Annotated in this window: 27 protein-coding genes and 3 pseudogenes; 6 read left to right on the top strand and 24 right to left on the bottom strand. The window is 62.9% G+C overall.

The genetic code is table 11. The features are described 5' to 3' along the window. Positions 1–23: 23 nt before the first annotated feature. The 3 genes from EXE50_RS06110 to EXE50_RS06100 form a co-directional block, all read right to left on the bottom strand. A complete protein-coding gene (locus EXE50_RS06110; RefSeq protein ID WP_137704613.1) occupies positions 24–1,196 on the bottom strand; it encodes a hypothetical protein in 1,173 nt (390 codons plus the stop codon). 434 nt (positions 1,197–1,630) lie between these two features. Beyond that, positions 1,631–2,260, bottom strand: a complete 630-nt coding sequence (locus EXE50_RS06105) for a hypothetical protein (protein WP_206750610.1) — start codon at positions 2,258–2,260, stop codon at positions 1,631–1,633. A gap of 92 nt (positions 2,261–2,352) precedes the next feature. Beyond that, a complete protein-coding gene (locus EXE50_RS06100) occupies positions 2,353–2,799 on the bottom strand; it encodes a VanZ family protein (RefSeq protein WP_137704611.1) in 447 nt (148 codons plus the stop codon). A gap of 130 nt (positions 2,800–2,929) precedes the next feature. Here EXE50_RS06100 and EXE50_RS06095 point away from each other — a divergent pair, with 130 nt between their 5' ends. From EXE50_RS06095 to EXE50_RS06085, 3 genes are all read left to right on the top strand, one after another. After that, a complete protein-coding gene (locus EXE50_RS06095) occupies positions 2,930–4,030 on the top strand; it encodes a DUF4330 family protein (protein ID WP_137704610.1) in 1,101 nt (366 codons plus the stop codon). A 73-nt stretch (positions 4,031–4,103) separates the two neighbouring features. Beyond that, positions 4,104–4,688, top strand: a complete 585-nt coding sequence (locus tag EXE50_RS06090) for a hypothetical protein (RefSeq protein ID WP_241982634.1) — start codon at positions 4,104–4,106, stop codon at positions 4,686–4,688. A gap of 63 nt (positions 4,689–4,751) precedes the next feature. After that, positions 4,752–5,579 (top strand): undecaprenyl-diphosphate phosphatase, encoded by an 828-nt coding sequence (locus tag EXE50_RS06085; RefSeq protein WP_137704609.1) that lies wholly within the window; start codon positions 4,752–4,754, stop codon positions 5,577–5,579. 259 nt (positions 5,580–5,838) lie between these two features. On the opposite strand, the gene EXE50_RS06080 is transcribed toward EXE50_RS06085, so the two are convergent. The 14 genes and pseudogenes from EXE50_RS06080 to EXE50_RS17120 all read right to left on the bottom strand — a co-directional run bounded on the left by EXE50_RS06080 (position 5,839) and on the right by EXE50_RS17120 (position 14,283). Further along, the gene (locus EXE50_RS06080) at positions 5,839–6,261 is read right to left on the bottom strand and encodes a hypothetical protein (protein WP_137704608.1); all 423 of its coding nucleotides are present in this window, start codon (positions 6,259–6,261) and stop codon (positions 5,839–5,841) included. A 1-nt stretch (position 6,262) separates the two neighbouring features. Further along, positions 6,263–6,523, bottom strand: coding sequence for an AbrB/MazE/SpoVT family DNA-binding domain-containing protein (locus EXE50_RS06075; protein WP_137704607.1), 261 nt, complete (start codon positions 6,521–6,523; stop codon positions 6,263–6,265). A 109-nt stretch (positions 6,524–6,632) separates the two neighbouring features. Beyond that, positions 6,633–7,073 carry a nucleotidyltransferase family protein gene (locus tag EXE50_RS06070; protein ID WP_137704606.1) on the bottom strand — a complete coding sequence of 147 codons (441 nt, stop codon included), beginning with the start codon at positions 7,071–7,073 and terminating at the stop codon, positions 6,633–6,635. A 76-nt stretch (positions 7,074–7,149) separates the two neighbouring features. Next, positions 7,150–7,446 (bottom strand): UPF0175 family protein, encoded by a 297-nt coding sequence (locus EXE50_RS06065; RefSeq protein ID WP_137704605.1) that lies wholly within the window; start codon positions 7,444–7,446, stop codon positions 7,150–7,152. Between the two features lie 657 nt (positions 7,447–8,103). Further along, the gene (locus EXE50_RS06055; protein WP_137704603.1) at positions 8,104–8,631 is read right to left on the bottom strand and encodes a hypothetical protein; all 528 of its coding nucleotides are present in this window, start codon (positions 8,629–8,631) and stop codon (positions 8,104–8,106) included. A gap of 120 nt (positions 8,632–8,751) precedes the next feature. Then, a complete protein-coding gene (locus tag EXE50_RS06050; protein WP_199241416.1) occupies positions 8,752–9,225 on the bottom strand; it encodes a hypothetical protein in 474 nt (157 codons plus the stop codon). Then, positions 9,225–9,902: a winged helix-turn-helix domain-containing protein gene (locus EXE50_RS06045; RefSeq protein ID WP_137704602.1), complete on the bottom strand. Its 678-nt coding sequence runs from the start codon at positions 9,900–9,902 to the stop codon at positions 9,225–9,227. Before EXE50_RS06045 ends, EXE50_RS06050 begins: the two co-directional genes overlap by 1 nt. Before the next feature lie 109 nt (positions 9,903–10,011). Next, positions 10,012–10,449, bottom strand: coding sequence for a hypothetical protein (locus tag EXE50_RS06040; RefSeq protein WP_137704601.1), 438 nt, complete (start codon positions 10,447–10,449; stop codon positions 10,012–10,014). Then, a complete protein-coding gene (locus tag EXE50_RS06035) occupies positions 10,446–10,979 on the bottom strand; it encodes an ArsR family transcriptional regulator (RefSeq protein WP_137704600.1) in 534 nt (177 codons plus the stop codon). The genes EXE50_RS06040 and EXE50_RS06035 overlap by 4 nt, the downstream gene beginning before the upstream one ends. Positions 10,980–11,603: 624 nt before the next feature. Beyond that, positions 11,604–12,041, bottom strand: coding sequence for a hypothetical protein (locus EXE50_RS06020; RefSeq protein WP_137704598.1), 438 nt, complete (start codon positions 12,039–12,041; stop codon positions 11,604–11,606). 291 nt (positions 12,042–12,332) lie between these two features. Further along, positions 12,333–12,533 (bottom strand): annotated as a pseudogene (locus tag EXE50_RS17650) (RNA-guided endonuclease TnpB family protein); the annotation flags it as partial. Between the two features lie 80 nt (positions 12,534–12,613). Beyond that, positions 12,614–13,681, bottom strand: a pseudogene (locus EXE50_RS06010) (RNA-guided endonuclease InsQ/TnpB family protein); the annotation flags it as partial. Positions 13,682–13,723: 42 nt separating this feature from the next. Further along, a complete protein-coding gene (locus EXE50_RS06005; protein WP_137704597.1) occupies positions 13,724–13,996 on the bottom strand; it encodes a type II toxin-antitoxin system HicB family antitoxin in 273 nt (90 codons plus the stop codon). A 149-nt stretch (positions 13,997–14,145) separates the two neighbouring features. Continuing rightward, positions 14,146–14,283 carry a hypothetical protein gene (locus EXE50_RS17120; protein ID WP_158293652.1) on the bottom strand — a complete coding sequence of 46 codons (138 nt, stop codon included), beginning with the start codon at positions 14,281–14,283 and terminating at the stop codon, positions 14,146–14,148. A 650-nt stretch (positions 14,284–14,933) separates the two neighbouring features. Here EXE50_RS17120 and EXE50_RS06000 point away from each other — a divergent pair. Continuing rightward, positions 14,934–15,158 (top strand): annotated as a pseudogene (locus EXE50_RS06000) (IS5/IS1182 family transposase); the annotation flags it as partial. A 270-nt stretch (positions 15,159–15,428) separates the two neighbouring features. Here the strand turns inward: EXE50_RS06000 and EXE50_RS17355 are convergent. The 3 genes from EXE50_RS17355 to EXE50_RS05990 all read right to left on the bottom strand — a co-directional run bounded on the left by EXE50_RS17355 (position 15,429) and on the right by EXE50_RS05990 (position 18,550). After that, the gene (locus EXE50_RS17355) at positions 15,429–15,599 is read right to left on the bottom strand and encodes an HVO_0758 family zinc finger protein (protein ID WP_167551918.1); all 171 of its coding nucleotides are present in this window, start codon (positions 15,597–15,599) and stop codon (positions 15,429–15,431) included. A 510-nt stretch (positions 15,600–16,109) separates the two neighbouring features. Beyond that, positions 16,110–16,847 (bottom strand): bacteriorhodopsin, encoded by a 738-nt coding sequence (locus EXE50_RS05995; RefSeq protein ID WP_053772508.1) that lies wholly within the window; start codon positions 16,845–16,847, stop codon positions 16,110–16,112. Further along, complete coding sequence (locus tag EXE50_RS05990) at positions 16,844–18,550, bottom strand: methyl-accepting chemotaxis protein (protein WP_053772507.1); 1,707 nt, start codon at positions 18,548–18,550, stop codon at positions 16,844–16,846. The genes EXE50_RS05995 and EXE50_RS05990 overlap by 4 nt, the downstream gene beginning before the upstream one ends. A gap of 207 nt (positions 18,551–18,757) precedes the next feature. Here EXE50_RS05990 and EXE50_RS05985 point away from each other — a divergent pair, with 207 nt between their 5' ends. Then, positions 18,758–19,513 carry a class I SAM-dependent methyltransferase gene (locus tag EXE50_RS05985; RefSeq protein ID WP_053772564.1) on the top strand — a complete coding sequence of 252 codons (756 nt, stop codon included), beginning with the start codon at positions 18,758–18,760 and terminating at the stop codon, positions 19,511–19,513. Between the two features lie 87 nt (positions 19,514–19,600). Next, a complete protein-coding gene (locus EXE50_RS05980) occupies positions 19,601–20,050 on the top strand; it encodes an acyl-CoA thioesterase (protein WP_053772506.1) in 450 nt (149 codons plus the stop codon). A gap of 157 nt (positions 20,051–20,207) precedes the next feature. Here EXE50_RS05980 and EXE50_RS05975 read toward each other — a convergent pair whose 3' ends face one another. The 4 genes from EXE50_RS05975 to EXE50_RS05960 are packed head-to-tail and all read right to left on the bottom strand — an operon-like array spanning position 20,208 to position 24,238. Next, positions 20,208–20,555: a hypothetical protein gene (locus tag EXE50_RS05975; protein ID WP_053772505.1), complete on the bottom strand. Its 348-nt coding sequence runs from the start codon at positions 20,553–20,555 to the stop codon at positions 20,208–20,210. Continuing rightward, positions 20,548–21,465: an ABC transporter permease gene (locus EXE50_RS05970; protein ID WP_053772504.1), complete on the bottom strand. Its 918-nt coding sequence runs from the start codon at positions 21,463–21,465 to the stop codon at positions 20,548–20,550. The genes EXE50_RS05975 and EXE50_RS05970 overlap by 8 nt, the downstream gene beginning before the upstream one ends. Then, the gene (locus tag EXE50_RS05965) at positions 21,462–22,475 is read right to left on the bottom strand and encodes an ABC transporter permease (protein WP_053772503.1); all 1,014 of its coding nucleotides are present in this window, start codon (positions 22,473–22,475) and stop codon (positions 21,462–21,464) included. The genes EXE50_RS05970 and EXE50_RS05965 overlap by 4 nt, the downstream gene beginning before the upstream one ends. Before the next feature lie 50 nt (positions 22,476–22,525). Further along, positions 22,526–24,238 (bottom strand): ABC transporter substrate-binding protein, encoded by a 1,713-nt coding sequence (locus EXE50_RS05960; protein ID WP_053772502.1) that lies wholly within the window; start codon positions 24,236–24,238, stop codon positions 22,526–22,528. Between the last annotated feature and the right edge of the window lie 46 nt (positions 24,239–24,284).

The following is a 24,284-nucleotide window of genomic DNA, read 5'->3' as shown; positions in this document are numbered from 1 at the left end:
AGAGGCCGCAGACTTGTGGCTACTTAGCTGGTCGAGTAGGTCTCACCGATACCCAGTGCCACAGAGTTCGCGGAGGTTTGCGCAACGCCGCCACCACCGTCACGGATGAACACCTCGTTAACTTGGAACTCGGAGGGCACACCGCTGAGATCCGAGTCATCGTCGGCTGCGACCGCATCCCAATCGATCTCGAGTTCGTACCCGTCGCCGTCGGGGTTCGAGATCGTAGATGCGCTGAACCCGTCAAGACTCTCCTCGGTGGTGTCTCTCCGGTCGTTATTCCCATTGGTGCCGACGTTCCGGCGGAGGTACCCACCATCGGTGGTCTGGCCCGACCGCAGGCCCGTTCCGGACCCTGCATAGCCGAGTCGCATATCGTCGTTCGGGTTCTCGCCGAAGCCGTCCGAACTGATGTCGAGGTTGGCCTCAACGACGAACCCAGTGGTGTTCGCCGGGAAGTCACCGCTGACGATGCTGTCGTTGACGTTGATCGTGATCGTGGTGGTCGCGCCGTCGTCGACCTCCGCGGTGACCAGCGAGTCCGGTCCGCTGGTCCCAGTCCCGGGTTCGGGGTCGCTCGCGATCTCGTCGATATCGTATTGGCTCCGGACTTGACCGGGATTGTTGAGATCCCTCACGGCGACGGCATTGAACGTTAGCGTGCCGCTAAAGTCTTCAAGCGGCGCAGCGTCTTCGCCTTTCAGTCGGAAGATGACACCGATATCCTCCATCGTCTCGCCGACGCGGACGAGGGCAAGGTTCCCCGACGAGGGGTCGTACGAGTCTTGGTTTAGCGACGTGCTGTTACCATTGGCGGCGACGCTACCGTCGTCGGTATAAATGCTCATGAACTCAGGCAGCCCCGTCACACCGACGATCACGTCCTGCGTGCCCTGGTTTCGGACCTGCAGAATGTCGCGGATGGTTGTCTCCGCGTTCCGGTTTAGCCCGCCGCCACCAACGTCGGTCTCACTGAAGTCGAGTTCAACCGTCCCGTCGGAATTCACCGAGGCGTACTCGTTCCCGTTCGGAGTGGCCTGTGGTTCGATAGCCAGAAGCGCGTCTGAGTCGTCGGCCACATCAACAGATACGCTCCTGTCTGCGCTCACACTCGTGAACGCGCCCGTGCCTACTGCAGCTGCGCTTCCTGCCGCCAGTGCGCCCAATCCGGTGATGAACTTGCGTCGGTTTGCCATTGGTAGTTGACCTCGTCGGTGTTCGCGTGCGACCCATAGGCACCAGCGGGACATCCCGTGGGTTCCCATGGTCGCTCTACATCAGACTATTACCCCCTTGTGTCATTGTATTGAGCCGATTGACACGCTTCTGGGAGTGATTACACCACGCCGCTGTGTGTTCTGGCACTGCCTGTGGTTGAAACGGGTGAAGACGAGCACGGGTTGATGTCAACAACACTCGGGTTCAAGCAGTGCTTGAACTCTACAATCGCTCCCTGAACCGGCCTTCTCAAGAGAAAAGTATGTTACTTCCTCACGCACTCAACCCCGCGAAGAAGTAGATAACAGAAACTCACGCTGACAACTGGTGCCACGGTCGACTCAGCGAAACTCGCCGGCTCCAAACCGCACTCTCTACATCCTCTAGCTATGGACCACAAGGAATGACAAATCTAATCATCAAAGGGACTGCCCGCGGGCGGATCGGCTTGGGCTACGATCGTTACGGTCTCCAGTAGCGTCTGTGACGTTGTTGAACCGGTTGTATCGACTTCGACATCTACGCGGAAGGATAACCCAACAGGAACCCGGAGAGCATTTTCTGGCCCTTCGATGACTCTAGGGCCGGGAAGCGTACTGATCGGTGAGTCCTTGACTAGGCCAGTGCTTGGACTCCCCTTTCTAGAAAACCCTGAGAACTGTACCTTTTCGGAGTCGTCCTTGATATACACAAATGCCGGTTGAGAACCCTTATTGGTGACTCGGAACACATCTCGGACTGTCGTCACTGCATGTTTATTCACAGTATCAAGTGTTACCTCAACTGTGCCTTCAGAGGTGAGTTCGGTATACTCCCCATTGGGCTTGTCAGTTGATTCCAGTCCCAACAGTGCACTTGCGTCCCCCGCGGTCTCGACACTCAGGGTCCGCTCTGCCTCCACTGAAGTGAAGGCACCCGTGCCCATAAGCGCTCCACTACTTGCGCTGACCCCGCCGAGCCCAATCAGCATCTTTCGTCTGTTCAATCGCATACTTGTCGTTAACCGATCCAGTTGCTTTGTATTGTTCTGCTTGACTCCCATTCAGGCCTTGCTTGAACCGCAAAACTGCTGAACCGACTGATTGAGTCGTATCTTGCCCACAGCCTCTGTCTTCAGGCGAAAAGGCAGGCCGGTCACCGCACTGGTGTCTCAAGGTCGGCTGCGCGCCGCACACGATAGAACCGCACCCACCGCGTGAGCACCCGCCAACACACGGCCGCGGCGGCCGCCCCGATTGCATTCACGAGCAGGTCGCCGACATCGGCGGTTCGCGCGTCCAGCGTCGACTGGAGCAGCTCGATGCTCCCGCCATACCCGACGGCGACGAGGAACACAACGACCAGCACAGTCCGGTCGCGCCACGCCGAATCCTGAAACGCGTACGCAAGCGTCACCGCGAGGCCGGCGTACGCCAGCCCGTGGAGCCATGTGCTGTACGGGAGAACGCCGAACGGCCCGGTTCGAATCATGCCACTCCCGGGCGGTGTAACCACCGAGAAGTAGAGGATTGTCGCCGCAACCGCGAGAACCCCTGCCAGCCGGATCGCACGTGGCACGAGCGGGAGCCGCAGGCGACCCATTATGGCCGAGTCGTCTCGCAGGACCGATAAAATCCTGCGGATTCGGGCTCCCGTGCCGGATCGGCGAACGGGTACGCTTTTTACCTGCGCGCCGGTCGTCGATGATAATGTTGCGCTTGGAGGGATCTCCATGGAGTTGATCGACGACGAGGGGCGGCTGTTCGGGGCCGTCAACGTCATCGACGCGCTCGTCGTTCTGCTGATCGCTGCCGTTGTCGTTGCGGGCGCCGCGTTCGTCCTCACCGACGGTCCTGCACCCGCACCGGAGACGGACACCACCTACGCGACACTTGATGTCGGCACCGTCTCCCCGTACATCGTTGACGCAATCGAGGAGGGTGACACCCACAGCCCCGACAGCGCGTCCACGCTCCGCATCACGGACGTTCATCTCACACCGCAGGGCAATCAGACGCGGATCATCCTCCGTGTGGCCCTCGAAGGGGAACTCAACAGTCAGGACAGTCTCACCTATGGTGGTGCACCACCCCGTCTCGGCCGTACACTCGATATCACCACCGACCGCTATCAGATCAACGGTCAGATTCGTGACGTGGGCGACAGCGACGCGCTCGCGACCACCCAACAGCGCGTGCTGCTGTCCAGTCACGTCGATGCGGGCACCGCTGCGGCAGTCACGCCGGGCGACGAAATCCGGCTGAGCGGCCGCACAGTGGCTCGAATCGAGAACGTGACCGCATACGCCACCGGGGAGCCGACCACCCGGCAGCTCCTTGTTGCGGCGACGCTCACCGCCCACCGCCAACAGGACCGGCTTCGCTTCGGGGGCACGCCGGTGCGACGCGGGCAGACAGTAACGCTCCCTGCAAGCGAGTACACACTTGACAGCCAGATCGAACAGGTCGGTGGAGAGTTTGGCCTCGGTGCAACGACAACTCGGACGGTCACCCTTCGAATGGACGAGGTGCGCGAGGACTTCGCAGACGCCATTGAGCCGGGGATGGTTGAACGCACCGGTGACACCACGGTTGCCCGGATTACGAGCGTGGAGACAGAGCCGTCGCTTATCATCACCACCGGCGAGAACGGCAGCGTCAATGTTGTCGATCACCCGATCAACCGCGACGTAACCATCACCGCCGACCTGCAGCTCCGCGAAACGCCAAGTGGGCTCACGTTCAAGGGCGAGCAGCTTCGGCAGGGGTCGACCGTGACTCTCGATCTCGGGACGGTGGTCATTGAGGCGACCGTCGTCAGCGTGGGAGGCTGATCAGAGACCCAGCAGATACCGCACTCGCATCAGGGCCCATCGGAGTCGTAACCCCCATACGCGTGACAGGCCAATGAACTCACAGATGGAAAACACGGCCGACTCGGAGGAGCTGCCGGGCGATAGCACCGTCCAACGAGCGGTCCAGGGCTCCCGACTCGGCCGGCTAGGACAGTGGCTCGCCGGTGCGGTCCGCGACTCGTACTTGTACCGGTGGCTGACTGCTGAACCAGACCCGGACGTGATCGTGATCGACCTCCGAGAGACGTGGACGGTCGGCCCGGCCATTCGCCTTCTTGACGCGACCATCGACCGTCTCGCACCTGCCGTCAGAGAGTCACGGGTCGCCGGGGCCGTCCAGACGGGCGCGACGGTCACCCGCCAGCAGCCCGCGGTCGTCGCCGGCCTTGGACTCCTCGTTGCGGGCGCACTCGTGGGGGTAGCGAGCGTCGGCGCGGGCACGCTCGGTACGACCCGACTCGCGTTGACGGCCGTCACACTCATCACCGGCGCCCTCGCCATCCGCGAGCGGCGGAGTTGGACCGAACTCCGCGAGACTCAGCCAGTCAGGCTCTTTCTCGCCGCGCTCGAACCGCCTGAGCCGCAGGAAGAGCACACGCCCGGTAACGATCCAAGCGACGACTCAGACGACAAGTAGCCGCCGCAGGTTCACTCGCCCAAAGCCGGCCGCTTAAGTGAGTGCCCGTGTCCGGGTTGAGTAGTGACCACCACGGAGCTGCTTGTCGCGATACTTGCCGGGATCGTCCAGGGCGTCGTCGAGTGGCTTCCCGTCTCGAGTCAGGGGAACCTCTCGCTCGTGCTCACGCTCGTCGGCACGGATCCCGCGGTCGCCGTCCAACTCGCCTTGTTTCTCCAGTTGGGCACGACGCTGTCGGCCGCAACCTACTACCGTGATGAGATCGCGACTATCCTCAACACACTCCCCGGGTGGCGGCCCGAGACAGCGTACGATGGCGACCACGCGATCGCGACGTACATTGTCGTGGCGTCGCTGTTCACCGGGGTCGTCGGCATCCCACTCTACGTTCTCGCCGTGGATCTCGTCAGCGACCTCACGGGCGGCGTCTTCATCGCCGTCATCGGCGTGCTCCTCGTGATCACCGGGTTCCTCCAGCGGGCCTCGGACACGGTGAGCATGGGTGGCCGCGAGACCCCGTCACTCGTCGATTCGATTCTTGTCGGCAGTGCACAGGGGTTCGCTATCCTCCCCGGCATCTCTCGGTCAGGCGTGACCGCAAGCACGCTGTTGTTCCGCAGCTACGACCCGCCGACCGCGTTTCGGCTCTCCTTTCTGCTGTCGATTCCCGCATCCGTTGGTGCGGCCGCCCTCACCCTTGCGAGCGCGGGCGGGCTGCCAGGGATCGCACCAGTGCCCGCGGCGGTCGCACTCGGCGTAAGCGCCGTCGTCGGCTACCTCACCATCGACGCGCTGATGCGGGTCGTCGAGCGCGTCCCGTTCGCGACGGTGTGTTTCGCGCTCGGCGCACTCGCAATTGTCGGCGGTGGTGGGATCGCGCTGGTCGTGTGAGACTTCGTGGTTGCCATTGCAACCGGCTGGGCCGCACGTCTCAAAGCAGTACGGACCGGGTCTCTAGGGGAATCGCTCGGAAACCGACCACAGTACGGTGCGCCGACCGTCGAGGAGAGAGGGATCCGCGTGAAAAGCATCACATCAGCGTACGAGTACAGGTCTCAACCGCCAGTTCGAGTTCGGTGCCGGTCAAAGCGACGATGTCGGGTCGGTCGTCGGACGATGTGACGGCGTCGATACGAGCGAATCCACGGCTTTACTCGCGGATCGCTGCCTTCCAGATCGTTTCGTACCCAGCGTCGCGGATGACAGCGTCGGTCGTGAGGATCGCGTCCGTCTCCCGTGCGCGGTGGCTGGCGACGATCAGCCCGTCGTGGATGCTGAACTCGCCCAGCAGTTGCGCGTACGTTGCCAGCTCCGGCTCGTCGACGGGGGCGACCGAGACCGGCCCGTTTTCGACTAACGCCTGCCGTGCGTCTTCGGGCGTCCCGGTGAGTGTGATCCCGCGGACGTCCTTGTCGCGAGAGACCGAGTACAGTACCTCGGCGAGGGCCGTACTCGGTGCCTCAATGACCGTTTCCCCGGCTTCTGCCTCGGCGAACACCTGGTCAGCCCCGTGCGGGAGCGCGTCGACGAGATACGCCAGTAGCGAGACGGTGTCGGCGGTGTACGTCGCCACCTCAGGTGTCCTCGTAGTTACGGTCGCGGCGATCACGGAGACGCTGGCCCAACTCCTCGGCGATTTCTTCGCGTTTCTCCACCGGGGTGTCGTCGGGAACGAGCATCCCGCGTCCCCCAGTTCGGATGCGCTTCTTTACCACGATCCCTTCGTCGGTGTCGAGCCAGACGACTTCGTCACCGGGCTCAAGATCGTACTTCTCGCGGAGCTCGTGAGGGATCGTCGCTTGGCCCTTCTCAGTGATACGCGTGTACTTGCTCATGTCTAGTAATACACCTCGTAATACCGTAGTCTTGTGGGAGGTCGGACTGTCGCCGTTCAAGCGGTATGGCGGGGTAGAAGCAAGCACCTCCGACAACCGCGTCGACTATCTATAGTTCTCCCGTCGCGAGCCGATCGACGAACTCCCGACGATCCCGCTCCCGCTCGGTGGCGGTCTCCTCGTACTCGGCCTCGACCCGTTCGCGAGAGGCGTCGATGTCCCGGTCGTCTCCGACCAGTCGAATTCCGTCCCGGAGGGCGGCGCGCGCGATCGGGAGGGGAAGGTCATCGATGTCGCTCACGTCGACGAAGGCGTCCGCGTGGCGCTGGAGGTCCGCGTCGATCCGGTTCCGTCGGCGGAACCACTCCGTGGGAGACAGGTCGTCCGGGAACCGGAGGGCGACGTCGACGTCGGACGATTCGTGGGCGTCGCCGCGGACTCGCGAGCCGAACAGAACCGCAAAGCGGACGTCCGTCGCCGCGAGATACCGCCGGATCGCGGCCACATCCACGCCCTCGACGGGCGGTTCCCCGTGGTTCGCTCCCGCCATGTCGTCCACCAGTACGGCGAGGGACAAACCCGTTTGGTGGCCGGCGAGTGACCCGAGGCAAGCGACATCCGTCGATCTATTCAAGAAATGTTTCCAAGCGATCCTCGCGGGCGGACTCGTCCAGGAATCTGGCCTCCCGGTCGATTCCCCGATCTGTGAGTTCGCGCTTGAAAGACTCCATCGAGACGCCGACCAGTTCAGCGCCCCGATTGAGACTCACCGCACCGGTGCGGTACTTCTCGACCGCGAGCGAGAGCCGAAGTTCCGGACGCCGGCGCAACAGCTCGCGGACGGCCTCCTCGACCACGGCGTCGGTGTCGTCGTAGCCGCCGGCGGCCGCGATGGCATCGAGGTCCGCTCCGAGCCCGGACATACGAGCCACTACGTCGGAACCACCCATAAATATGCTGTCGCGTCCGATCGAGCGCCTGTTACGCGCGGGAATGAGAGATACGTTCCGCTTCGGGTGTCTTGGAGCGTGACACCGACGACGCCCCGGATTCACGCTTGGTCATCACCGAAGCGAGAGCGTGCGTGTCGCTGCTTGCGAGCGTGGTTTTGGATCTCGGACGCGCTGTGCGACCGCGCTCTCGGGGCAGACACCGAACGAGTGGCACACCTGTCGGTCCGTGTTTCGCTCAGTATCGGTGAAACCGTGCTGATTCGGGGGACTACGCCGACTGCTCGTTCCGGCGCTCGCGTCCGTGCTCATTGATTTCCTCTCGGATGTATCGACGCCGACCTCCGAGACCGTCGACGACGCGCCCCCTGGGTGATCGACGAGTAGACACGCCTCCTGAATCGAAACCGCCGTCGTGAGCGACTGGACCGTGTGTTTCACGACACGGACTGATTCTCCGGGAGAGGAATAGTTCGAGGGGGCCCCACGGTCACGGTGTCTGCGGCGCCGACGCCCAGCCCCACGAAACGACCCGGAGGTGGTGTTTGCCGTCGGCACGTTCTCGCATTCAGTGACGACGACGTGCCCGACGCGATGTCTGACCTCGCAATCCACGTTCGGCTGGGCTCGTCACGAAAACTCGACGCGGACAGGCGCGTCGGGCCGGTAGTCATCGGGGTGACCGCCGCCTCGCTCGCCGAGAAAGACGATCGCGTCGAGGGCTCCACGCGTGAACCGTGCTTCGTACGACCAGTGGAATCCGTCTTCGATGTCGTCGCTCCGCCCGTGAAACTCGAAGCTGCCGTGCATATTGTGGTCGAGCCAAAACTCCTCGTCGACGGTCTGGGCGTTCGGCGCTCCCAAACCAATTCCACGTTGGATGCGCTCATCTGGGGCTGCGTCCTCACAATACGAGACGTACTCCTCCCACGAGTCGAAGCCGTGATCGGCGGCCGCCGTCTGCTTTTCCTCGGCCGTTTTTTCACGGAACTCCCGCTCGCGTCGCAGGAGTCGTCCGTCTGCGGTCAGCTTGTACGCTTGCATGGCTGGCCGGCCGATATCTTTCGTCTGCCACTCGATATCGGACGGACTGGCGTCGGCCGGAAACTTCGGCAGTCTGACGCCATCTGCGACCAGCACGTCGTCGTACAGACCCATGGCGGGGTATCGGTGAACGCCGACAAAAAACACTCTCCCGGATTGACAGTGAGTGGGTTGGTGATCGGTGACAACACGGATAGGCCGGGAAGGCCGACCGGCTGTGGAGGCGTTCCGAGACTACAGCAAGCTGTCCTGCGCGTTCACCAAGCTCTCGTCACCGTTTTCGACCGCCGTCCACCACGTCTTCAACGCGGCGATCGTGACGAGTTCGGGCGGTCGTTCAACGCCGATACGAGACTGCCGATGTGCGTCGAGATCGCGTGGCGGATGAAAATGCCGGACAGGCTTCGGGGTGGCTTCGTTCGCCGCTTCCCGCCCGAATCTGAACTCCAGTCCGTCCTCCCGATAGTGGTATTTGTAGTCTCCGTTCTCCCACCACTGAATATCGAAGTACCCGCCCCGCTCGTGGATACCGGGGGCGACGGTGACCCGTGCCGCTCTGACGTCGTCTCCGTCCCGCTGTTTGAACTGGTGGCCCTTCTGATACCGGAATCGGATGTCGACGACTCCCGTGTCGAGTTGTCGGCGCACCTGTTCCACGCTCGCATCGACCGCGTCCGAATCGATCGGCGAACCGTTCCCCAGCCCCATTACTCGAGTGGGAGCCGATCGCCGGCGGAGGTCGTCTGCGTCCCCGTCCGTCCGTCTCCCGGTTCGGTCACGGTGGACGCCCGCTCTTTTGCTTCTCTGAAGCGGTACGCCGCTCTGAGGTGGCTGAGTTCTCGTTTCGCCGTCCGCCAGTGAGAGATATCGTCGAGTTCGTCCTGATCAAGGTCCCTGTCCGAAACCAAGAGCTCCTCCGGATCGGGCGCGTCGTATTCGGCTTCGTACGCCGCGAGTTCCCGTTTTATTCGCTGGATTTGGTCGACGAGCGTGTCGCTCCCGGCGAGTCGCCGGATCTGTTTAAGCAGATGCCACTCCGGGTCGCGGCCGTACAGCTTCCCGGAGCCCGTCTGCTGACTTCTGACGATGCCCTCCTCGGCGAGCTTGTTGAGCGCCGTCCTGGCTTTCGTCTCCGAGACGAGCGCCGTCGCTGCGATGTCGCCCGCCGATTTCGGCGTCGTCGTTCTGTCGATCACCGCGCGAATTCGCTCGTCCGCAGTGGTCTCGTGTTTCCACTCTGCGGCCGCGAACTCGTCGACGTCCTCGAAGTCGTCGTCATCGACGGCGAACGGTTCGACGTCGGCTGCTGTTAGCGGTTCGTCCGGCAGCTCCGCCCCGGTGGGGAACTCGTCGGGGCCGTCAGCGGACGGTGGCTCGTCTGTCATACGCTACGCTTCGTCCCAAGAACACATATATGTTGCTGGCACAGATATATGTGCTTTTGATATCGCGCTTGAGAGCGTTATGAACGCGATAATATTATCCCCCACATAATTAGATCGTGCCCCCCTTCCACAGCGTGCCGACCCGCTCGCCGACCCACGGCAACACAGTCTCTTCGATGACACGCGTGAGGTCGGTCGCGTAGCCCCGGTCGACCGCAGCGTCCGTGGCCGCATCCGGGAGCGGATGGAAGTAGTCCCGCGTGTTGTGCGGCTGGTCGTGTCGGTCCCAGCGGCACCGTTGCCGGTCGCCGACGCCCGTCTCGTGATATGATACGTGAAAGTCGCCGTTCGTGTACGCGCGGAGTTCGAGCGAGACGCCGTCGACGAGTTCGGGACAGTACTCGGCGTCAAGCGTCACGATAAGGCTCTCTGGCTTGTTTGATGGGAACAGCGAGGTCTGGCGTACCTCGGATCGCCGGCCGAACGCCCGGGCAAGGTAGCGAAGCGTCGCCTCGTCAACGGACCGCGAGCGGTCGAACCCGGTCACGCGGCGTTCTCCTCACGAGACGATTCTGAACCGCGATCGCGGCGAACCGCCTCCAGCCGGTCGATCCGTTCCCTGACGGTGTGCCACTCGCTTAGTTCGAGCCACACCGTCTCGATGTCGTCGTAATTTGCGTGGTCGAACGCGTCCACGTCGGTCGGCGACTCCGCGTCGAAGCGCTCGCGAAACGCCGACTCGCGCTCCGTGAGTTCGGCCAGCCGCTCCTGAAGCTCGTCGCGCGACAGGGCTTCGAGCCGGTTTCGCAGTCGCCACTCGAAGTACGACTCGTTGCGGGCAAAGGTGAGCGGCGACGCCGAGACGCGTTCGACGACGCCGATGTCGGCCAGCCGCTTGAGGTGTCGCCGCGCGGTGTCGGGCGCACAGGCGGCACGCTCCGCGATCTGCGACATGCCCGCCGGGTCGTACAGCTGGAGCGCGACTTGGTACACACGCTCGTCAGCGGGCTCGGCGTCGAGGTCCGTGCTGAACCGCTCTGCGAGTCCGAACTCATCGCCCGGCTCGTCGGCAGGCATACCCGTTAGTAGCGGAAGAGACTATATAATTCGGGTGTTGGCGAATTATGTAGTCGAAAGGAGCGAGCCGATCGACGAGCTCTCGGCGATCGCGCTCTCGCTCGGTGGCGGTCCCTCGTACTCGGCCTCAACTCGTTTGCGATAGGTCTCGAGGTCCCGGTTGTCTCCAACCACCTGAATCCCGTCCTAGAGGGCGGCGTGCGCGATCGGGAGCGGAAGACTGTCGATGTCGCTTACGTCGACGAAGGCGTCCGCGTGACTCTGGAGGTCCGCGTCAATCCGGTTCCGTTGACGGAACCGTTCTGTCGGGGACAGGTCGTCCGGGAACCCGAGCGCGACATCGACGTCGGACGATTCGTGGCGTCACCGCGGAACTACCGCGTGTCCGACTCCCGCGGCGCGCCGACCCGGTCGTCGACCCATGGCAGCACGGTTCATTCGACAACGCGGGAGAGATCCGTCGCGCAGTTCCGGTCGACCGCGGCTGTCGTGTCGGCGTCCGGGAGCGGATAGAGGTGATCTCGCGTGTTGTGCGGCTGGTTGTGGCGGTCCCAGCGACACTGCCGCTGCGTTTCGGAACAAGCGACACAGACGGACAGCGGATAGCTGTGAAACAGAACGAAATTAAAGGTGCTCATTAAGCCGCTTCTGTTTTGCTTTGAGCGTAGACTCGGTGTCGGGAGCAGAGACAGGGTCGATCCGCTGCCAGCCGTCCGGCTTGACGTACGCCAGCATCTCGATTGTGGCGTCCTCAGTGATTGTGAGACACGCCCGTGGTCCGTTTGAGGTGGTCACCTCAAGCCGGTCGACCTGCGCGTTGAGATCATACCCGCGTTGAAGAAAATCAGCAGCACACTCGCGGAGAAACGCCTGCTGGTGATCGGTAAGGTCGTCATAGCCATGGACACGGTTGACCGTTGTGCGCGCCGTTTTGCGGTAGTGCGACGGCGGCGATGTGCTTAGTTCCGATCTCATAATTGTTTTCGACACAAGAGCCACAGCGAGCACCCCAGCAAATACAATCCCGATCCAGAGGCTGTGTTGGAGTAAAATATCTTTCATACCATACGTCGTCTCAGTGACTAATATAAACGTGAGCGTATAGATATCGTCCCTGAGAACACGGTGTACTTTCGACCTACCGACGCACACACGGCGTTACCGTTCTCTTCATGCGAGTACGCCGTTCGCGCTGACTCGCCTGCTGACCATCGCTGACAGGTGCGTACTCTGAAGATGAGCCGGTCCACGTTGAAGTGTGCTGAACCGGGCGCTGGAAACAGGCACACAGCCCGCAGTGTGACATCCTCCTCGACGTAAACGGCGAAGCTTCTCACGCATGGGGAATACCAGTCAGTCGTCGCTGGTAGAGGGTTTCGGCTCTTGGAACGCCGTGAGCGTCATCTGCGCTGGTACGCTCGTCTCACGGTGAGTCATGGCGGTGTCACTACCGCTCCCATCCCGAGGCGAGTCATCGCGTTCCGCCTTGTCAAGCGGAACGTTCTCTCCCCACGGGTCAACCCGTCGTGCGATATTCGCGGAAGCGTTGATATTTCTCGACGCTGAACGATTACATTCCGCGAGGACTGAGCGCGATCACCGAACCGAACATCTGGCCGTATCTCACCGGTGAACTACCCCACCCTACCGCTCGGGCTGACGCCCTCGCGCTTGAGGGTGGAGCTTCCTGTTTTCACGACGCGCTTTGCATCCACAACCGAGGACACAGGGAGCGCAGTCTCCACAGGCGTTAATTCGGAGCGTCCCGCTCCTAACCGCTTCTTCACACCGCGAGAAAGAATATTCAACGCCGCGTTCGCGTCTCTGTCAGCCTCGAACCCACACGCCGGGCAGGAGTGTTCGCGCACCCACAACGGTTTCTCGGTCGAAACGCCGCAGGACGCACACTCTTTCGTCGTTCCGCGCGGATTCACAGCAACGAAGTACGTTCCTTCGCGTTCGCACTTGTATTTGAGCATCCGCAGGAATGTTCCCCACGCCGCACCTGCCCGGTTCCGCGAGTTGCCCGGTAGTTCGACCAACCCCTTTGCGTCCAAGTCCTCGACAGCCACGAAGTCGTACTCCCGAGCGTAGTAGTTCGAGAGCTTGTGAAGGAAGTCGCGGCGCTTGTTCTTCAACTCGGCGTGGCGTTCTGCCACGACCCGACGCTGTTTCTCCCAATTGTCCGACCCATGCTGTTTCCGCGAGAGGTCGTGCTGTGCGCGTTCCAAACGTTCGCGTTCGTCGGAGAGGTCAAGGGATTCGACGGCGGTTCCGTCCGTGTCGTGGGCGTACTTGAGAATCCCCACGTCGATGCCGACGCAGTTCTCGGGATTCTCCGGCTTCTCCGGCGGGTCGTCGGGCGTCTCGATGCCGAGAATGGCGTACCACTTCCCGGTAGGTTCTTGCTTGACCGTGACGGTCTTAATGTCGGCGTCGTCGGGGAGGTCGCGGTGGAAGGTGAGCGGTATTTCTCCGAGTTTTGAGAGCCACAGTCGCGTCCGACCGCCCGTGTTCTTGAACTTGAAGCCGGATTGACTGTAGGTGAAACTGCGGTACTCGCCCGGTGCCTTCCACTTGAGCGTCCCGACGCGGTAGCCGTTCTCTTTGCGCCCTCGTAGTGTCGAGAGGTTGTCGTACAGCCGTTGCACGACCTTCTGTAGTACCTTCGAGTGAACACCTTTCAGGTCGCTCCAGCACTTTGTACACGTCTTCACCCGAAAAGTCCCGCGTCACCATTGCTACTATAAGACATCGGGAAGCTCATCGCTCTGTGATTGAGCGACTTCAGGATCAACACCGAGGTCACGTATCTCCTCGTCGGTTGGAGGCCGCCCGCCATCGCCTTCTACCGCCTCAATGACGGCATCAAGATTGTCAAGTGCTACGTCCCGGCTTTTACCTTGAGCAGTCACGCCGACACGGAGATCACGAGCCGTCCACTGGCCATCTGGGTTCTTCACTAAGCGGATTTCCCGTTCAGGAGGGTCCGAATTCCCAGAATCAGCTCGTGCCATATCTCCCGGTAATTCACCGAGATGCAAAACGCTTCGGGAGACCTACCGTCTCACACAGACCATTGATGCTCGATACGCAGGCATATCCTATCGGCTGATTCAACTATGAGTTCACGAAATAAATGTCGTGGCAAATATTCTATGACACCCTAGTTGGTCAGGAAAAAATAGACGATCAGGATGCCGGCCGTCCACGTGAGCTTCCGCTTGAACGGGACGTGCCCCGCGGGCCGCTCCACGACGGGCATCCGCGAGAGCACCGGTTCGGCGGCCTCCTTCCGGCTCATATACGACGTACCGCAGGTTGTGGGAACTGTATTCCGATTCGCACCACAGCAGAGCGGAGCCGGGCGGCGGTCGCGGGGGAGATGGGCATATGTCGCTTAAGAGGTAAGCAAGGCGATAGCGAGCGGCTTAACCCGTGGAGAGCTTGACTCATCGAAAGGCAAAGGGGTGGAGGCCTGAGTTCCACCGTTTCACCGGTAGACAGCTCAAACCGACGTGGGTTCAATTACCTCCTCTCGGAGGTTTTTTATCCTGACAAACTCAACTAGGTGTGCTGGTTGCGATCCACAGCAGTAGGCCTGAGCAGTCCACGGCTGTGTGTGAGGCCACACGGTGTTGAAGACATGTGTGGCTAAGGTCTCCCGGCGCGGTCTGTTACCCGGGTCGGGAGTACCCGCCTAGCACTCGACTGAGCGGAGCCTATTGTGTGAGGAGCGTGCGAGAATCACCCTCTTAACACAGCATTCACAAGAGAGTGTCAACTGAAGCTAGGAGTCTGATCGGACAGCAGCGTTGCGCCTCGATCACTCCACAAACAGCCCGTCGACAATGGCGTTGATCAGTGCCGACTCAACGGCTATGTTGAATCGCCATACAGCAGCGAGGTGGGCCGCTAAATCAAAGGAGTTGAAGCGGGAGGCTTCAGTTGTTCATCACCCAAATCTTCTGCTTCATCGAGGAAGTTGTACCGGTTGCTCAAAGAGTTACTGGCGATGGAGGCGAATCTGCCGCCCCGGACGGTGGCGGCGGATTCGCCGACTATGCACTCGTTTCGCTTCACTGTCTGCGAATTTACCTCGATTCATCGTACCGTATGACGATCGACTTGCTCAAAGAGATACCACAAATAACCGGAGAGATTGGTCACAACGCGGCCGTTCCAACGTGGTCCCGCAGTGGCGACACTCAATGTGTATTCCATCCCGGGATCCAAGCCACACGATGGTGAGTGCGGTTCGGATGCTCATACGGGTTACACCAGCCCAGTCGGCCTAATGGTATGAGAAGATTTAACCAGATATTACCAAAAAATACGCTGTGAAAATAATACACAACCGATCGCCGTACGGTGTGTCCTTGGGGGTCCCAAAGCGGAGAGCTCCCATGCAGTTTCCCGCATTACCACCACTCACAGCGCCAGCATTTGTCAGCGAAGGTCTTTGTACTCGGTGCCACATTCTGGACACGTCCGAATATCAAACACAGCTTCTGAATCGGTTGTTGTCTTCAGGACCTTCTCACAGTCTACACAGTTGAGGCGCTCGTAGGTGTCTTTAAATATGTCATCGTCGCGAAGCGCCTTTCGTGTGGACTTCATGCGGGTCTGTGATACCCAGTACCGAAAAAAGCCTACGCTCTTGCGTAGAACATTGTTGGTGTCGAGCTGTCGGGCGATCTTGTCGTAGTTCTACACGGTGTCTGGACTCACCAGAACGGGAATAAAACAGGGTAAAAGAATCGATCTACCGAATTCATCAATCCGGAGTGTTCTCACCAACAATGTACTTCATAAGGGCGTATGTACAAAATATCCTGTTGGAACGCTAATAATTCAGTCATCTATTCTAATTGTGTACAAAAAATGTTAAATCTTCGTCGCCACGCCAGACTTAACGCGACCAAACTAAGCGCACTGACTTGTTTACGTGCTTTGAGCTATTGAGTACTGTATATTGTCGAATCGTGTCAGTATGCACACTCCTAAGCGTGTTGTCTTTGACTATCATGCAATTATAATATTGTTATCCACTAGCCACGCATCCGCTCTCGTTAATCTTGTTGGCGATCTTTTAAGAATCACTCTCTATGAACTGCGGGTCCCGTCACCTCAGTCGACGCCTGCTCCCGGCACCGTGTGAGGCGCCGACTCACCGGTATCAGTTCCAGCGTCCCCCCTGGACTCCGTCTCCGCCGCCAGCGTCTCGACGTTCGCGAACACGAAGCCGGCGAAGCCGACGCGGAGCAGCAGATCGAGGTACTCCAGCGTGACCGCCGCGGTGAACGTATCGAGCAGGCCGGCGATGCTGACCATCGCCCACGCGATCAACACGCCGAACGCGAACAGCGAGAGGTTCCGCGTCTTCTTGAAGAACAGCTCGCGGGCGGGCGGCTGCCGCGCGGCCGCCGTCGAGAGCGGGCCGAAGAACACGCCGAGGAGGACGAGGTACCCGACGAGGATCGCTGCGGTGCCGGCCAGCGCGAGCGGACCCTCAAACACCTCCGCGAAGTCGTAGCCGAGCCGCATCGTCACGGTGAGCGCGGTCACGCCGACCACGTAGCGCTGGCCTGCTCCCGAGACGAACGCCGCGAACCCGAACAGGAACGGGTAGGCGACGTAGTCGGTGAGGAGCTGGCCGCCCTCCAGCGTCCCGCTCGCGACCGCGAACGTCCCGACCCCGGCGCCCCACAGCCCGACGCCGACGCCCGCGATCGCGACGACCGCGACGAACGGGTAACAGTAGCGCCGCAGCGCCGCAGGCTTGCGGCGCGCCAGGCCCAACAACACGAGCGCGGAGATGGCGTAGACGCTCGCGGAGACGAACCGCACCGTCGACGGCTCGATCATCGGGTCACCCCCGCGTCGCCGGCGGCGCCGTTCGGTGGCGTCTCCGCGTCGCCGGCGGCGTCCGTCGTCTCGCCGTTCGTCGCCATTCCACCGTCCGTCGCCGTTCCGCCGTCCGCCACCGTCCCGACCTCGGTCGCCGTTCCGCGGTCTGTCGCCGACCCGGACGCGCCGGCGGGGGTCGCGCTCGGCGCCGCGCCCTCGGCCCGCGTCTCGAACTGGTCGAGCCGCTCGGTGAGCGAGGCGGTCCGCTCGGAGAGCGCGGTCGCCGTCTCCGCGAGGTCGCCGACCGTCTCGGCCGTGTCGTCGGCGGTCTCTGCCAGCGTCCGCGCGCGGTCGGCGGCGTCGGTGGCGGAGCCGTGGACGGCCTCGACGCGCGCCGCGACCGACTCGATCCCCTCGGCGCCCTCGTCGGTCGCCCGCGCGATGTCGCCCATCGCGACATCGACGTCCTCGACGGTCCCCGTCAGCTCCTCGATCGCCTCGCCCGCGGCCTCGACCGCCGCGGTCGTCTCGTCGAGCTCCGTCATCGTCCGGTCCATCTCGCCGGCGACCGCCGACACGTCGTCGGTCACCTCGCCGATGGTCGCCTCGATCTCCGTGGTGGAGTCGCGGGTCTCCTCGGCGAGCCCCTTCACCTCGTCGGCGACGACCGCGAAGCCGTCGCCGTCGCCGCCCGCCCGCGACGCCTCGATCGAGGCGTTCAGCGCGAGGATGTTGGTCTGCTCGGCGATGTCGGCGATCACGTCGGTCGTCTCTGCGACGCCGTCCATCCGGTCGTCGAGCCCGGCGACGAGGTCGTCGAGGTCCTCAAGGAGGTCGGCGATCGCCGCGATCGCTTCGACCGCCTCGGTCGCGCGCTCCTCGCCTTTCTCGCCCAGCTCCGCCGCGGCGCTCGCGTCGCCGGCCACCTCGTCGGTGGTGGAGGCGATCTCCTCGACGGTCGCGGAGAAGTCGTCGGTGTCGTTGGCCGTCTCCCGTAACCGCTCGGTCTGCGCGTCCAGCTCGTCGGCCAGCTCGCGCATCTCGGCGGCCACCTCCTGGTTCATCGCGGCCACGTCGTCGGCCTCCGCGGCCATCTCCTCGCTCGTGGCCTCCACGTCGCCCGCGAACGCCTGGATGTCCTCGACCGTCGTCGAGAGCCCGCCCGTCATCTCGTTGTACGCGGCCGTGATGCGCTCGATCGCGTCGACATCGCTGTCGGCGTCGAGCCGCCGCGTGAGGTCGCCCTCGGCGGCGTCTTCCATGGCGCCGCCGATCTCCTCAGCGCGCGTCAGGAGGGTGTCGGACAGCTCCTCGGCCTCCTCGCGGGCCGCCTCCGCCTCGGACTGGGCCCGCTCGGACTCGGCGACTGCGTCCCGGAGCGACCGCCGCGTCTCGTCGAACGCCTCGAAGAGCCGCCCGATCTCGTCGCCGCGGTCGGAGGTGGCGCTGGCGTCGAACTCGCCGCGGCCGACCGCCTCCGCGGTCTCGGTCAGGCGCCGCAGCTCGACCGCAACGTTTCCGATCAACACGATGCCCAGCAGGCCGAGGTTCAGCGTGACGATGATGCCGACCCCGACCAGGGAGGCGGTCGCCGCCTCCGCCGTCCCCGTCGCCGAGACGTGGGCCGCGAAGAGCGCGACGAACCCGAGCGTCACGGCGAGCGTCCCGAGGACGGCCGCCCCGACCCGTCGGCCGTAGCGCGCGGTAATTACGTTGAACATTCGATACGCGAACCGATAGAACCGGCGTACTTAGGAGTAAAGGCGCAATTACCGGGCGCGATAATCGTCGCGAGTGTCGGCGTCGGGGGCCTCCGGAACGCCCGGCAGGAGCCGAGGAGCGCGGACGGCTGTGCGCCGGGGTTCGTGTCAACAAAATAACCCACAGTTTCAGTGGGATTTTTCCGTCTCATGCTGTTGTTCGTCGGTATGGCCGAAGGGAACCGATTTTCCGAGGAGTTAGCCGCGTTCTACGAGGCGACGCACGACCACGGGGACATCGGCGACGAGTCGTTCTATCTCGATGCGGCCGCGAGCGCTGCCGGGCCGGTACTGGAGGGGGCCTGCGGAACCGGACGGCTCTACCTCGAACTCCTTCGCAACGGCGTCGACGCCGACGGATTCGACATCTCGCCGGCAATGCTGGATATCCTCCGGGAGAAGGCCGCCAGCGAGGGTCTGACGCCGACAGTGTGGGAAGCCGATCTGCGGGCTGTCGACGCGGATCGGTCGTACGCCTTGGCGCTGGTTCCCTACAACTCGATGTGCAACCTCCAACGGGTCGACGACCAGCTCGCTGCCCTCGAGGCGTTTCACGACGTGCTCGAGGCCGGCGGCCGACTCCTGTTCGACGTGTACGTCCCCCGGTACGACGTCATCGCCGAGTCGTTCGGCGAGTGGCAGGCGGTTCGCGAGGTCGAATACGAGGGGACGACGCTGAGAGGCCGTTCCCGAGCCGACATCGCCGATCAGGTGTCCCAGACCTATCGCACGGAGCAGGAGCTCCTCGACGCCGACGGGGAAGTCGTCGCCTGCGACGAGTTCGCCCTCTCGCATCTTCCGCCCCAACAGGTCGAGTTGCTGGCGCGTCAGTCGCCGTTCGATCAGTGGTCGGTCCAAGGGGGATTCGACGGCGAACCGCTTGCGGACGGAGACGGTATCCAGGTCTGGGAACTGCGGAAGTAGCGTCGGAATCGCTCCGGACGGCGGGCGCGGGCCGCCGGCGGTCGGGGCCGGGGCCGGGCTTTTCACCGGGCCGCGCCACAGGACGGTATGCCAAGCGTCAGCGACACGTACATCGAGAACCGCCAGCGCGTCCAGCCCACTCACACGAACAACTACGCCTCGGCGCACGGGGGCAACGTCGTCAAGTGGATGGACGAGATCGGCGCGATGTCCGCAATGCGCGCCGCGGGCGAAACCTGCGTCACGGCCAACATCGACGGACTGGACTTCAAGCGGCCCGTCCCGCAGGGCGACACCTGCGTCATCGAGTCGTACGTGTACGCGGTCGGACGCACGAGCCTCCGGACGCGGATCCGCGCGTATCGCGAGTCCCCGCGCATGGGCGAGCGCGAGCTCACCACGGAGTCGTACTTCGTGTTCGTCGCCGTCGACGCCGACGGCAACCCGACGCCCGTCCCGGAGCTGGAGGTCGCGGGCGAGCGCTGCCGCGAGCTCCGTGACGAGGCGCTGGCCGGAGAGCCGGACGAAAGCCGGTGACGGTTCGCGAGAAGCGGCGGGACGGAAGTCGGGCTAACCGGTCGGGGCACATTCAGTATGTATACATCCGATCGAATCGCTGTGATCTGAGGGTACTCGTGGCCTCTCCCGACAGCGGATCAGTCCCGTCGAGACGGGATGTCGGAGTAGGTCGCGTTCACAGACCGACGAACAGTATCGACGCCGCGACTGCGGTCCCCGCCCAGCCGGCGCCGACCCAAGTCAATACGGCGAATGCCTGTCGGGCGCCCTCACGGCTCCATCCGGACTCGCCGCCGAGATGGCTCTGAACCGCTGACATTGAGTCGCCGAACCCGACCGCGCCGCCCCACGTCGCGACGCCGAAGCCGAACAGAAGCACACCGAGCGCGAACGAGGTGTCGGTCGCTCGCCGCGCCCCGGCGAACGGGAAGAGCGCGCCCGCGACGACGACCCCGAGGAGGCTGCCGATGCCGACCCACCGTGCGACCGTTAGTCCAGACGGCCGTCCGTCGCGGTCAGTCAACGGTCTCTCGCATCCGAGGGTCGAGCGCGTCGCGCATTCCGTCACCGAGGAGGTTGAACCCGAGCACCGTCAGCGCGAGCAGCAGACCAGGGAAGAAGGACCACCACCACGCCCCGGAGAACAACCCAAACTCGACGCCGTTCGAGAGCATCATCCCCCACGTCGGCTCCCCCGGGCTGGCGCCGAATCCGAGGAACGACAGCGCGGCGATATCGATGATCGCAAGCCCGTAGTTGAGCGTCGACTGGACCGTTATCGGCGCAAGGCAGTTCGGGAGGACGTGGCGAACGAGCAGCCGCGGGTCCGTCGCGCCGAGCGCTTTCGTAGCATCTGTGTACTCGTCTTCGAGTACCTTTAGTGCGGCTCCGCGGACGACGCGGGCGAACCGAGGGGTGTAGACCAGCGTCAGCGCCCCGACAGCTCGCCACAGCCCCAACTCTTCCGGGAAGATGGTGACGAGCGCGAGTGCCAACAGTAGCGACGGGAACGACAACAGGACGTCCATCGTCCGCATGATGACGTTGTCGGTCAGATCGCCGTAGTACGCCGCAACGATTCCGAGACTCACTCCGAGGAACGTCGAAGCGATGACGGTGACAGTACCGTAGAGGACCGCGTACCAAGCCCCGTACATCACGCGCGGGAAGATGTCGCGAGCCTGCCCGTCCGTTCCAAAGAGGTACTCCGAGCTGGGCGGGGACTCAGCGGGATTCGTCCCGAACTGAGTCGCCATGAGTTCGCTAAGATTGTAGGTGAAACGCGCGTAGACCGCGATCAAGACGACGGCCACGATGATTACGATCCCGGTGATCGCGAGTCGGTTCGAGAGGAGCTGCGAGAGAAACGGACTCGCGCGCAGCCGCTCGGCGATGCTTCGGTCGACGGTTTCTGTCTGTGTCTCCGTGCTCATTGTTCGATACGGGGATCGAGGACCGAGTACGTGAGGTCAACGCCCAGGTTGACCAGCGTGTACAACACAGCAAAAACGAGGACTGTTCCTTGGACGACGGGGTAGTCGCTACGGTTGATCGCGTCGACGAGGAGCGTTCCGATACCGTTGATCTCGAAGACGGTTTCGGTGAGCACCGCACCCCCGAGCAGCGATCCGAACTGGATACCGATCACGGTGATGACGGGGATGAAGGCGTTTCGAAGCCCGTGTTTCATTACGGTGATCTTCGATCCCTGCCCCTTCGCCCGAGCGGTCCGCATGTAATCTTGGCGGAGCACTTCCACCATCGATGAGCGCATCATCCGCGAGAGCAACGCCATCTGATAGATGCCGAGCACCACCACGGGCAAGAGCAGATGAACGGCCGCGGACTGGAACGCCGCGATGTTCCCCGCTAGCAGCGTGTCAACGAGGATGAGCCCTGTGACCGGCTCAACGAAGTACTCGGAGCCGATCCGACCGCTGGTCGGGAGGAGTCCGAGGAACTGCGCGAAGAGCAGAATGAGTAGCGGACCGCTCCAGTAGATTGGGACGCTGATTCCGCTCAAGGCACCGATGCGAGTGAGGTGGTCGGTCCACGTGTCCTGCTTGACCGCGCTGAGGATCCCCAGCGGAAGTCCGAACAAGAGACCGGCGAACTGGCCAAGCAGCGCGAGTTCGATCGTGATCGGGAGCCGATCGGTAAGGATCTGGCTCACCGCTACGCCGCGGTTCACCTGATACGACTGACCGAAGTCGAACGTCGCGACCTCGCCGAGGAAGCGAACGTACTGCTGCCAGAGCGGGTCGTCGAGCCCCAAGTCGGCGCGGACCTGGTTGACGAACTCCTGGCTCGCTCGTTCGCCGGCGATGACCACGGCGGGATCGCCGGGCGAGAGGTGGAGAATAGCGAACACCACCGTCGCGACCCCGAACAGCACGGGAAACAGCATAAGCAGCCGTTTCAATACGAAACGTTTGGAGACCATTCAGGGAAACGGGCGCGCGGGACGGTCAAAAAATCTGTGCTCGGTGTCGACTACTCGAGCTCGACCGCTTCGAGGTACGGGCCGCCGATCGCGGCGACGGTGTAGTTGCTCACGCGGTTGGAGACGCCGCGGACCTCGTCGGCGTAGTCGATGAACACCCACGGTGCCTCGTCGTGGGCGATCTGGGCGGCCTCCCGGTACAGCTCCGCGCGGTCTTCTTGGTTCGTGGTCCGTTGAGCCTCTTCGACGACGCTCATGTACTCGCTGTTAGCCCACGCGGCGTTGTTCGAGGTATTGAACCCTTCCGTGTCCCACGAGACCCAATCCTGCTCCTCCGGCACATCGGTCTGCGGATGTAGGAGGACGTAACAGAAGTTGTCGGGGTCGGCGTTGTCGGTGTACCAGCCGGCGAGCGTCGCGTCGTGGTTCCCCTGACTGGTGTATGTGAGGTAGTCGGAGAACTGCCGGTCGTCGATCGAGACCTCAATGCCGACCTCCGAGAGGTTCGACCGGATCGTCTGGGCGGTCGGGAGCGGTGCCGGGTTGTACCCGCGGGGGTTCTGGAACGTGGTCAGCGAGAACGAGAACCCGTCGCCGTAGCCTGCCTCGTCGAGGAGGCTCTGGGCCTGATCGGGGTCGTACTCGTAAGGACTGATGTCGTCGTTGTGGCCGAACAGCGCAGGCGGGATGGGCTGGTCGGCCTGCGTGGCGATCCCCGAGTAGATGTTCTCGACGATCGCCTGCGTGTCGATGGCATAGCTGATCGCGCGGCGGACCCGACGGTCGCGGAACGCCTCAACGCGCGAGAGGTTGAACGCCATGTACCCGATGTTGATCCCGGTCGCCGTCCGGCTCTCGGCGGTGTCGGACCCGTCGATGATCTGCATGCTGTCGGGGTCGAGTCCGTCGATGATGTCTAATTCCTCCTCGACGAGTGCCTGGGCGCGCGTGGAGTTCTGGCCGCGGGTGAGGAACAGCACCTCGTCGACGTTCGGACTCTCGCCCCAGTAGTCGTCGAAGGCGGTGAGCCGGATCCGGTTGTTGGCGTCATCGAGGGTCTCCAACTGGAACGGGCCGGTCCCGACCATCTCCTCCCCGAGGTCCGCGTCGCCCTCGATGGCGTCCTGCGAGATGACGACCGCCGCGAACATCGCGAGGTTGCGGAGGAACGGCGCGTACGTCTGGGTGAGAGTGATCGAAAGCTCGTAGTCGCTTGGCGCCTCGATGCTGTCGATCCAGTTGCCGAGGGTAAACGGACCGTAAACGGAGGCGTCCTCGAAGTGGTACTCGTAGTCGTCGTCGACAAACCGCCGATACGTGGCGATGAAGTCGTCAGCGGTGAACTCCGACCCGTCGTGGAAGCTCACACCCTCTCGCAGCGTGAGGGTCACCGAATCGCCGTCAAGCGACCAGTCGGTGGCGAGCGATTCGGTGAGCGACGCCTCGCCCGGCTGGAAGGCGATCAACCCCTCGTACGCCTGGTTGGTGACCTTCGCGACCTCACCGCTGGTCGTATTCTGCGGGTCGAGGGTGCTGGAGTGGGCGCCGCGGCCGTAGCGGAGGCTGGTCGTGTCGTCGCCGCCGTCGCCGCCGTCGCTGCCATCACTACCGTCACTGCCGTTACTACCGTCGCTGCCGTCGCTGCCGTCGCCGCCGTCACTGCCGCAGCCGGCAAGGGAGACGACGGACGCGGTCGCGACCGTCGCGCCACCCGCTCGTTGTAGGAAACCGCGTCGTGAAGTGTCTGTGGTATCTGACGACATACGGCGAGCAGTATATCGGCTAGCTAAATAATTCTGGTGGAGCGAC

The sequence above is a fragment of the Halorubrum sp. ARQ200 genome (genome assembly GCF_005435115.1).
Lineage (GTDB): Archaea > Halobacteriota > Halobacteria > Halobacteriales > Haloferacaceae > Halorubrum > Halorubrum tropicale.
This window is presented reverse-complemented; position numbering and strand designations above follow the sequence as displayed.